The 422-nt window shown below is 50.7% G+C and carries 1 protein-coding gene; it reads right to left on the reverse strand.

The annotated features are described in order from the left end of the window. Positions 1-422: hypothetical protein (locus tag AOQ32_RS08795; RefSeq protein WP_158531904.1), on the reverse strand; the 422-nt coding region annotated here is incomplete at both ends.

Below are 422 nucleotides of genomic sequence, written 5' to 3' on the forward strand. Positions count from 1 at the left end.
GTTGGTTGAGTACCAGCAGTTGCATCAGCCATTCCCTTCTGAGCTTGGTCATAAGCCTTGTTATAAGCATCTTGATAAGCTTGTGACTTGGTTGCCAAATCAGCTGGCTTTGCCTTACCAGCAACAGCATCAGCAGCTCCAGAAGTTGCACCGTTATAGGCATCCTTCGTTTGCTGTGAAGCGTTGTCAGCTGGAGCACTCGTACCATTGTAACCAGTCTGAGTATCCTTGTAGACCTTTTCACCTGCTTGATATGCTGGGTCATCTTGGTCTGCGGCAGTCGTCTTACCAGCTGCTGCATCTTCGTAACCCTGCTTTGCCTTGTCATAGGCTGCGGCTGCGGCCTTACCAGTTGGCGTTGAGTCATCTGGGCGAGCTTGGCCGTTAAGGTATGCTTGAGAACCACTTTGAGCAGCCTTCTG

Origin of the sequence: Fructobacillus tropaeoli, from assembly GCF_001047135.2 — a bacterium.
GTDB classification, from domain to species: Bacteria; Bacillota; Bacilli; order Lactobacillales; family Lactobacillaceae; genus Fructobacillus; species Fructobacillus tropaeoli.